This is a genomic window from Planktothrix sp. FACHB-1355 (assembly GCF_014748295.1).
Lineage (GTDB): Bacteria > Cyanobacteriota > Cyanobacteriia > Cyanobacteriales > Aerosakkonemataceae > Aerosakkonema > Aerosakkonema funiforme_A.
Genome location: NZ_JACJUP010000245.1, coordinates 1 through 7,071, shown reverse-complemented (window position 1 = coordinate 7,071; position 7,071 = coordinate 1). Strand labels below are relative to the sequence as shown.

The 7,071-nt window shown below is 41.5% G+C and carries 10 protein-coding genes; 5 read left to right on the top strand and 5 right to left on the bottom strand.

The genetic code is table 11. The features are described 5' to 3' along the window. From H6S82_RS12755 to H6S82_RS12740, 4 genes are all read right to left on the bottom strand, one after another. On the bottom strand, window positions 1–603 hold a 603-nt coding region (locus tag H6S82_RS12755; protein WP_347339491.1), incomplete at its 3' end, for a hypothetical protein. A gap of 97 nt (window positions 604–700) precedes the next feature. Next, window positions 701–1,198, bottom strand: a complete 498-nt coding sequence (locus H6S82_RS12750; RefSeq protein ID WP_190461828.1) for a DUF29 domain-containing protein — start codon at window positions 1,196–1,198, stop codon at window positions 701–703. A 34-nt stretch (window positions 1,199–1,232) separates the two neighbouring features. Further along, window positions 1,233–1,502 carry a transcriptional regulator gene (locus tag H6S82_RS12745; protein ID WP_190461829.1) on the bottom strand — a complete coding sequence of 90 codons (270 nt, stop codon included), beginning with the start codon at window positions 1,500–1,502 and terminating at the stop codon, window positions 1,233–1,235. A gap of 4 nt (window positions 1,503–1,506) precedes the next feature. Further along, window positions 1,507–1,848 (bottom strand): type II toxin-antitoxin system RelE/ParE family toxin, encoded by a 342-nt coding sequence (locus tag H6S82_RS12740; protein WP_190461832.1) that lies wholly within the window; start codon window positions 1,846–1,848, stop codon window positions 1,507–1,509. A gap of 208 nt (window positions 1,849–2,056) precedes the next feature. Between H6S82_RS12740 and H6S82_RS12735 the strand changes: the two genes are divergently transcribed. Genes H6S82_RS12735 through H6S82_RS12725 form a run of 3 tightly spaced genes read left to right on the top strand, consistent with a single transcriptional unit; the run spans window position 2,057 to window position 3,241 of the window. Continuing rightward, window positions 2,057–2,338: a hypothetical protein gene (locus H6S82_RS12735; protein WP_190461834.1), complete on the top strand. Its 282-nt coding sequence runs from the start codon at window positions 2,057–2,059 to the stop codon at window positions 2,336–2,338. 5 nt (window positions 2,339–2,343) lie between these two features. Next, entirely contained in the window at window positions 2,344–2,694 is a 351-nt protein-coding gene (locus H6S82_RS12730; protein WP_206756602.1) for a PIN domain-containing protein, read from the top strand. Window positions 2,695–2,752: 58 nt separating this feature from the next. Continuing rightward, window positions 2,753–3,241: a hypothetical protein gene (locus H6S82_RS12725; protein ID WP_190461837.1), complete on the top strand. Its 489-nt coding sequence runs from the start codon at window positions 2,753–2,755 to the stop codon at window positions 3,239–3,241. An 89-nt stretch (window positions 3,242–3,330) separates the two neighbouring features. Here the strand turns inward: H6S82_RS12725 and ilvA are convergent, their stop codons facing one another. After that, window positions 3,331–4,842, bottom strand: a complete 1,512-nt coding sequence (gene ilvA, locus H6S82_RS12720) for a threonine ammonia-lyase, biosynthetic (RefSeq protein WP_190461839.1) — start codon at window positions 4,840–4,842, stop codon at window positions 3,331–3,333. 273 nt (window positions 4,843–5,115) lie between these two features. Here ilvA and H6S82_RS12715 point away from each other — a divergent pair, with 273 nt between their 5' ends. Next, window positions 5,116–6,417, top strand: coding sequence for a Tudor-knot domain-containing protein (locus tag H6S82_RS12715; RefSeq protein ID WP_190461842.1), 1,302 nt, complete (start codon window positions 5,116–5,118; stop codon window positions 6,415–6,417). Between the two features lie 121 nt (window positions 6,418–6,538). Beyond that, the gene (locus H6S82_RS12710) at window positions 6,539–6,892 is read left to right on the top strand and encodes a hypothetical protein (protein WP_190461843.1); all 354 of its coding nucleotides are present in this window, start codon (window positions 6,539–6,541) and stop codon (window positions 6,890–6,892) included. The last annotated feature ends 179 nt before the right edge of the window (window positions 6,893–7,071 follow it).

Here is a 7,071-nt window from a genome sequence, read left to right as displayed (position 1 = left end):
TAGCGCCCAGTACTCGGCGGAGTCATACAAATAAACCTTTGCTCGATTGAAAAGACCGGGTAAATCTTCTACATAGGAATCAACAACGCAGACTTTAAATTGTTTCTGCAAAGCCGGAATCAATTCTTGCAAGAGATATTCAGAAGATTTGCGGACTTGGACTAAAACATCAATATCCCGCTCAAGGTTTAAATTTTGAAATTCATCAGAAATTTGATTGGGCAAATAGTAAATGAGCGAGTAAGGAGATGCTTGTCCCCAATACCCCATCGTATTTCGACTAACCGTAATAATTGGAATACTAGCTGGAAGCTTGAATCCATACCCACTGCTGTGAGCGTGATAAATCACATTATATGGTTTCAGCTTGGCAGCTAGTTTAGGGACATCAAATCCCCAACTAATCGCCAAAATAACATCATCTAAATTTGGCTCTTTCAGCAAGTCATCTAAAAAAAGCGTGTCTTTTTCCCGCTGACGATAAGTCACGACTTCCGCACTGCAAACTTGCTTAGCAAGATTGTATGTTTTTAACTCTGCCCAAAGACCACCGCAAGCAAATTTTTTACCTGTACCGGGAAGCAAAAAGTAAAGTTTTCTCATAACGTGACATTCCTATACAAGATTGGCTGTAGGCGATCCTACCCGCTCAAACTTATCATACAGATGCTAATCTGAGCTAGTTTTGCTGAATAAGCCATTATTCCATTAAGTCATCCGCCGCAAGTTCACCTGGATAAAAGCGATCGCTAAAAATTTCTTCTAACGTATACGGGCAATTTTCAGGAAAGCTTTTGAGTGGCAGGTTTGTTTCTCCGACAGCCAGATCTCTACCACTCTCATATATTTTTTGAATTGCTTCTTGCAGATAAGGTTTGAGACTGGGATTTTCTTGCAGTAATTCTTGAGTATCGCGACGCTGAACGCGAATTGTCATTAACCAACTACGGCTTCGTCGTTCCGGCTGAAATTCCCATTTCAACAGATGTCCGATTAAAACCTTTAATCGATTTCTCAGTTCTGCACGCTGTTGTTTTCCCAAAGATTCAATCTCCTCTATTAAATTAGGCAAGTCAAGCTGACTCCATTGCTGATGTTTGAGCAGTTTCGCTTGTTCTTGCGTCCACGCATAAAAGTCAGTTTCATAAAGGCTTGGCATTAAGGCTTCAGGTGTTGGTTCGGTTTGTGGTGTTTGCATAGAAGGTTTATAACATAGCTTTTTGCGATCGCATTTATCCTACACTAGAGATAGCCTCTCCAATTTCTTTAGGAGTTGCACCTGTAGCTAGCATAGCTCGGATCAGTAATTCGATCGAAACAGAAGCATCGGCATTTTCAGCTAAGGCAATACTTAGCGTTTTTTGTCGCTCTTTTAAACTACGACTGAGGGCTAATTTAATTTCAATTAATGCGGTTTCCTCTGGGGTCAGTTCTAAAAATTCGGAAACCGTTCCAACTTTCCAGCCCTTTGCTTCTAGGCGTTCTCTTTTAGCTCGATCCATATCACTATTCCTCTGAATCGCTGTCATATTTACTCAGTCGTTTTTTGCAGATCTTAATTACGTTAGCAGGTGTGGATCTTGTCGTTTTATTAAACACCTCCACAATTAAAATTGCATCTTCATCAATTCGATAAATAATTCTCCAATTCTTGTCTGCATCCCGAACTCTTAATTCATAACAATGGTTGCCAATACTTGGCATGGGTCTTGAATGTGGCAATCCCAAGTTTTCACCCTGTTGCAATCGCCTCAGCAGTACGCCCGTTTCAATACGTGCTTCCTGACTAAATGGTGGTGTTTTGACCTCACCGTGTAACCAGACTAGAGGTTTACTATCATCATCCATGTTCGCTATATATCATATCTAATATATTCTATACTCTCTGCGCCAAACCTTACTACATCGTCGCGATCGCATTTATCCTACACTAGAGATAGCCTCTCCAATTTCTTTAGCAGTCGCACCTGTAGCTAGCATAGCTCGGATCGCAGACGAAAATATCTAACAAGCTGCTATACTAATTGATAAAGTTACTTGCATAGTTTATATAAATATGGAAATCTCGATCGAAGAAATAGTTCACAAACTGCATTCTTTACCAGAAGCCAAAATTCAGTCAGTGCTTGATTTCGTTGATTTTCTAACTTTGCATAAAGAACGTTCAAGAGTAAAAGAAGCTGAATCTAAAGATGAGATATCTGCAAGGGAGGATGAAGAATTGGAAGCGATCGCAGATAATTTAGCCGATCAATTCGAGGCTTGTGTAGGAACGAATGTACCTGTACTATCAGACTATGCTGTGAGTCGCGCTGGCATTTACGAGGAACACCCATAACTGTGATGTACTTAGTCGATACTAACGTGCTGTTGCGCCTTGTCGATCGCTCTCACTCACTTCATCCAACTATCAGAACAGCTATCCGAAAACTACGCCAAAATGGTGATAGTTTACATATTACCTCTCAAAATTGTGTTGAATTTTGGAATGTTGCTACACGCCCTATTGAAAGAAATGGATTTGGGCTGAATCCTGCAAATGCCGATCGACTATTGCGGTTGATTGAAAGACTTTTTTCATTATTGCCTATCTCTTTGACTGGACTGGTGCTGTCGATCAATATGCTAATTATGACATACTATTGTCAAGGGATACTTATAAGGTCTAGAATACAAGATGTTAGCAAGCAATAAAACTCCACGCTCTTTCTTCAAAACCCTTTATCCCAAAACAATCTACTGAATTTACTCTATGACTGGTTTATGGAGTCAGCCTGAAATTCCACATAAAGGATGGCGATGTATAACAGTAATCGATGTACGTGAGGACGGTAGTTCACCGGAGGAGACAGATTACGCAACCTGTGAGATGTGCGGAAACGAACGTATTCGGTTTGTCCATATCTTAGAACATGATGATTTCGATGGCCAACTTGAGGTTGGCTGTGTGTGTGCTGAGAAGCTGAGCGATGACTATATTAATCCCCGCTTGCAAGAAAATAAATTGAAGAATAAGGCGGCTCGAAAAGCAAAGTGGCTGACGAGAAAGTGGCGCATTTCGGACAAAGGTAATCATTTTCTAAATATAGATGGATATAATCTGGGTGTGTTTCCCAATAAGTTTAATCCTGGACACTGGAAATATCGCATCGGTTCCAAATTTAGCAAAAGCTCTTTCTTGTCCATCAAAGAGGCTAAGCTAGCCTTATTTGATGAATTTTGGCAATTAACTCAAGAGTAATTGGCATGATTTTTTTTGTGTAAGTCTGCATTTGAGTTTTATTGAGCGTGTACAGCGGGATAAAACGGATTATCAATTGCCCGTTCTCTCTACCCCAAAAACAACTTATAAGCCAGATTGTTACTTTCATCCCAATAGCGATATCCCAGCGTATCGAGAAAAGCTTCCCACTCTTTCATCTCATTGGGCGGCACTTGAATTCCTACTACAATTCGCCCGTAATCTGCACCATTATTGCGATAGTGGAACATACTGATATTCCAGTTCGGACTCATGGAACTGACGAATTTCATTAATGCGCCGGGACGTTCGGGAAATTCAAAACGGTAGAGCAATTCATGGTGTGCGAGGGTAGAACGTCCGCCTACCATGTGGCGCAAATGTAATTTTGTTAATTCGTCATCGGTGAGATCGATTGTTTTGAAACCACAGAGTTCAAAACTTTCGACCATTTTGCCAGCGTCGGCACGGTTTTGAATTTGGACGCCGACAAAAATATGTGCTTCTTTTTCATCGGCAATGCGATAGCTAAATTCAGTTAGATTGCGTCTGCCAAGACATTCGCAAAACTTACGCAGACTGCCCGGTTGTTCGGGAATATTGACGGCATAAATGGCTTCGCGGCGTTCGCCAAATTCTGCTCGTTCTGCGACAAATCTGAGCCGATCGAAGTTCATATTAGCACCGCAAGCGACGGCAACTAAGGTTTTTCCTTCGATTTGTTCTCGTTCGACATAAGCTTTTGCACCTGCGATCGCCAACGCACCTGCTGGTTCTAAAATCGATCGCGTATCCTCAAACACATCTTTAATCGCCGCACAGGTAGCATCGGTATCCACCAGCACTATTTCATCTACGTATTGCTGACACAGCCAGAAAGTTTCTTCCCCCACTTCCCGCACCGCTACCCCATCAGCAAATAAGCCGACTTGCGGCAATCTTACCCGTTTGCCAGCTTTGAGCGATCGATACATCGCATCCGCATCCACCGGTTCGACGCCAATAATCTTGATTTCCGGGCGTATCCGCTTCACATACGCCGCAATACCCGAAATCAATCCGCCACCGCCGATCGCCACAAAAATAGCATGAATCGGTTGCTGATATTGGCGCAAAATTTCCATGCCGATCGTACCTTGTCCGGCAATCACATGAGGGTCATCAAATGGATGTATAAAAGTTAACCCTTTCTCTGCTTCCAACTGACGGGCATACGCATAAGCGTCATCGTAGGTATCGCCATACAACACCACCTCTCCTCCCCTAGCTTTCACCGCATCCACCTTAACTTGCGGTGTGGTGACGGGCATAACAATAATCGCTGTAGTCCCCAATTTCCTTGCACCAAGGGCAACTCCTTGGGCATGATTTCCCGCCGATGCAGCAATTACCCCCTGTGCTAACTTATCCGGCGGCAAATTCGCCATCTTATTATATGCACCGCGCAGCTTAAAGGAGAAGACAGACTGCATATCCTCTCTTTTGAGCAAAAGTTTGTTATTTAGCCGTGCAGAGAGGTTGGGGGCATAGTCTAGAGGCGTTTCTTCGGCAACATCGTAGACGCGGGCGGTGAGGATTTGAACCAGGTAGTCGCAGAACATGGGGTCGAGGGGGTGGCAAATGGCAGATGAATATAATCTTACTTTATATGTATACCCATTCTGCGGGCCATACAAGCGATCGCTCGAATTATCCGGATCGCTATCCGATCGGCCAGTAATATTTAATTATTTTTTTATTTTAATTTTTTACTTTGAATTATTAATAAACCTTTAAATATTATCCTCATATTAAATATTATGAATAACTCCCCTTTTTGGGGATATCTTAGAATTTAATAAGATTATTGCGTTCTATAGTTCCAGAATAAACACATGGGCAAATCCATTATTCAGCTAGTTGACGAGTTACCAAATGATAGTATTACTGTCAAAGCTTTAAAGGCTCTGGATTTCGTTGCCCCAGGTCAATGGAATAATTTGGTGGGTTTTGATAACAGTATCCGTGCTATTACCGGAGAAAGCGATGCCAAAGTAATCCAAAAAATTCGCGATCGAGCTGCATTCTTATATCAAGATTCTCAACAAGGCTACCAAACAGCCATCCAACTTTATCAGGTAATTGATAAAGCAGACGTAGCAATGGGAACGGCGGCTTTAGCCAATAAAGTAGGTGAAAAAATTAGTTTCCTCTCTTTTTTAGGCAATATCACTCCCAAAGCAGACACCGCTCAAACTGTCGATCTGTTATTGAAAATAGCAGTCGAAATTATTGCCTTCTGCAAACTTAACGGTATTCCTAATCCCAACCCGCAAGAGTTTGCGAATTCTCTCAGCAACAATTATCAAGATGCCGCCATGATGCGGATGAGCGCTCTAGTTTGCCTAGATGGAATGCTCCCATTAGGGCCAGACTTCTTGAGCAAAATACACCAAATGATTAGCGGTTCAAATGCTGGCGCAGTCGCTCAAAATCCTGCCTTTACAGCCGTACAAAACTATCTGCCCGGTAGTAATACCTCTGATAAATTCGGTTTTATTACTCAGAGTTTCAACGCCGTGCAAGGTTGGATGAACGGCTTAGTATCTAAGACAGGCGTTACTCCCCAAGCAATCCTCAGTCATGTGGGTAGTTTTATCCAAATTGCTGATGATAATTTAGATTTCGTAGCGGCATTTTTGGATCAAACTACTAACTATTACGAACATACCGGGATTCAAACTGTAGCTCGCCGTTTAATTTTGCAAGCACATACTTTAGTTAAAGCAGAAATCGAACAAGAAAAACAAAGTTCTCCCCAAAGTAGCTCGTCGGGCGGACAATCGGCTAGTGGGTATGCAGTCGGTCAAACTGTAGAAGTTTGGGATGAAGACGACGAAGATTGGTATCAAGCAACTATTCTGAAAATCAAAAAGAACGAATACTTTGTTAATTACGTCGGTTACGGTTCATCTGATGACGATTGGGTTGATGCGTCCGATGTGCGTGTTCGCGATCGTAATTCATCCGACGATAATGGATATGCAGTTGGTCAAATAGTCAAAGTTTGGGATGATGATGAAGAGGATTGGTATACAGCAACTATTCAGGAAATCCGAGGCAATCAATACTTTATACATTATCTAGATTATGACTCGTCCTATGATGAGTGGGTCGATTTAGATGAAATTTCCTAATGGCTGAATGGGGAATTGGTAAGTAGGTAGTAGGTTAAGATCCCCGACTTCTTCAAGAAGTCGGGGATCTATAAATGATTATCTTTTAAAGTTTATATATGATCGTATACAATCGAAGATTATGAACAGAACTTTCTATAATATTTTAGGTTTTCTCTCTGTAATTGCAGGTATTTCTCTCATCTTGCAAATGCGAGAGATATTAGCCACCAGACCCCCTGAAAATCTACCATTATTCTATTGGGGTACAGCCGGACTGGTGGGAGTGTGCGTTGTTATTGCCATCTTTTGTTTCTTCCCCAAAAGTCACCCATATACACTGCGAATTATTGGTGCGATCGGTCTAGCTTCCACCATCTATTATTTATATGAAGCTTTCCACAATGGTAACTTTTTTCAAGTAGGAACAGCACTTTTATTCTGGTTACCTGGCTCTATTTACTTAATAGTCAAAGGTAAAATGACCGATTCTTAATCACTCTTGCCAAATCAAATCTTCATTTGCGTTCATCTGCGGTAAAAAATATTTCTAATCTTCGCTACTTTCTATTACCTCAAACTCAACCTTATCGTAAATATCTGCCAGTGTGATTTGAAAAGAAATAGAATTTAACGAAATCGTTTCATCTGCATCATCATACTCAGCAAAAGTCC

Excerpts from the sequence above, each read along its gene's own strand:
- H6S82_RS12750 (WP_190461828.1), bottom strand. The coding sequence starts at position 1,198 with ATGCAAACACCACAAACCGAACCAACACCTGAAGCCTTAATGCCAAGC.
- H6S82_RS12745 (WP_190461829.1), bottom strand. The coding sequence starts at position 1,502 with ATGGATCGAGCTAAAAGAGAACGCCTAGAAGCAAAGGGCTGGAAAGTT.
- H6S82_RS12740 (WP_190461832.1), bottom strand. The coding sequence starts at position 1,848 with ATGGATGATGATAGTAAACCTCTAGTCTGGTTACACGGTGAGGTCAAA.
- H6S82_RS12735 (WP_190461834.1), top strand. The coding sequence starts at position 2,057 with ATGGAAATCTCGATCGAAGAAATAGTTCACAAACTGCATTCTTTACCA.
- H6S82_RS12730 (WP_206756602.1), top strand. The coding sequence starts at position 2,344 with ATGTACTTAGTCGATACTAACGTGCTGTTGCGCCTTGTCGATCGCTCT.
- H6S82_RS12725 (WP_190461837.1), top strand. The coding sequence starts at position 2,753 with ATGACTGGTTTATGGAGTCAGCCTGAAATTCCACATAAAGGATGGCGA.
- ilvA (WP_190461839.1), bottom strand. The coding sequence starts at position 4,842 with ATGTTCTGCGACTACCTGGTTCAAATCCTCACCGCCCGCGTCTACGAT.
- H6S82_RS12715 (WP_190461842.1), top strand. The coding sequence starts at position 5,116 with ATGGGCAAATCCATTATTCAGCTAGTTGACGAGTTACCAAATGATAGT.
- H6S82_RS12710 (WP_190461843.1), top strand. The coding sequence starts at position 6,539 with ATGAACAGAACTTTCTATAATATTTTAGGTTTTCTCTCTGTAATTGCA.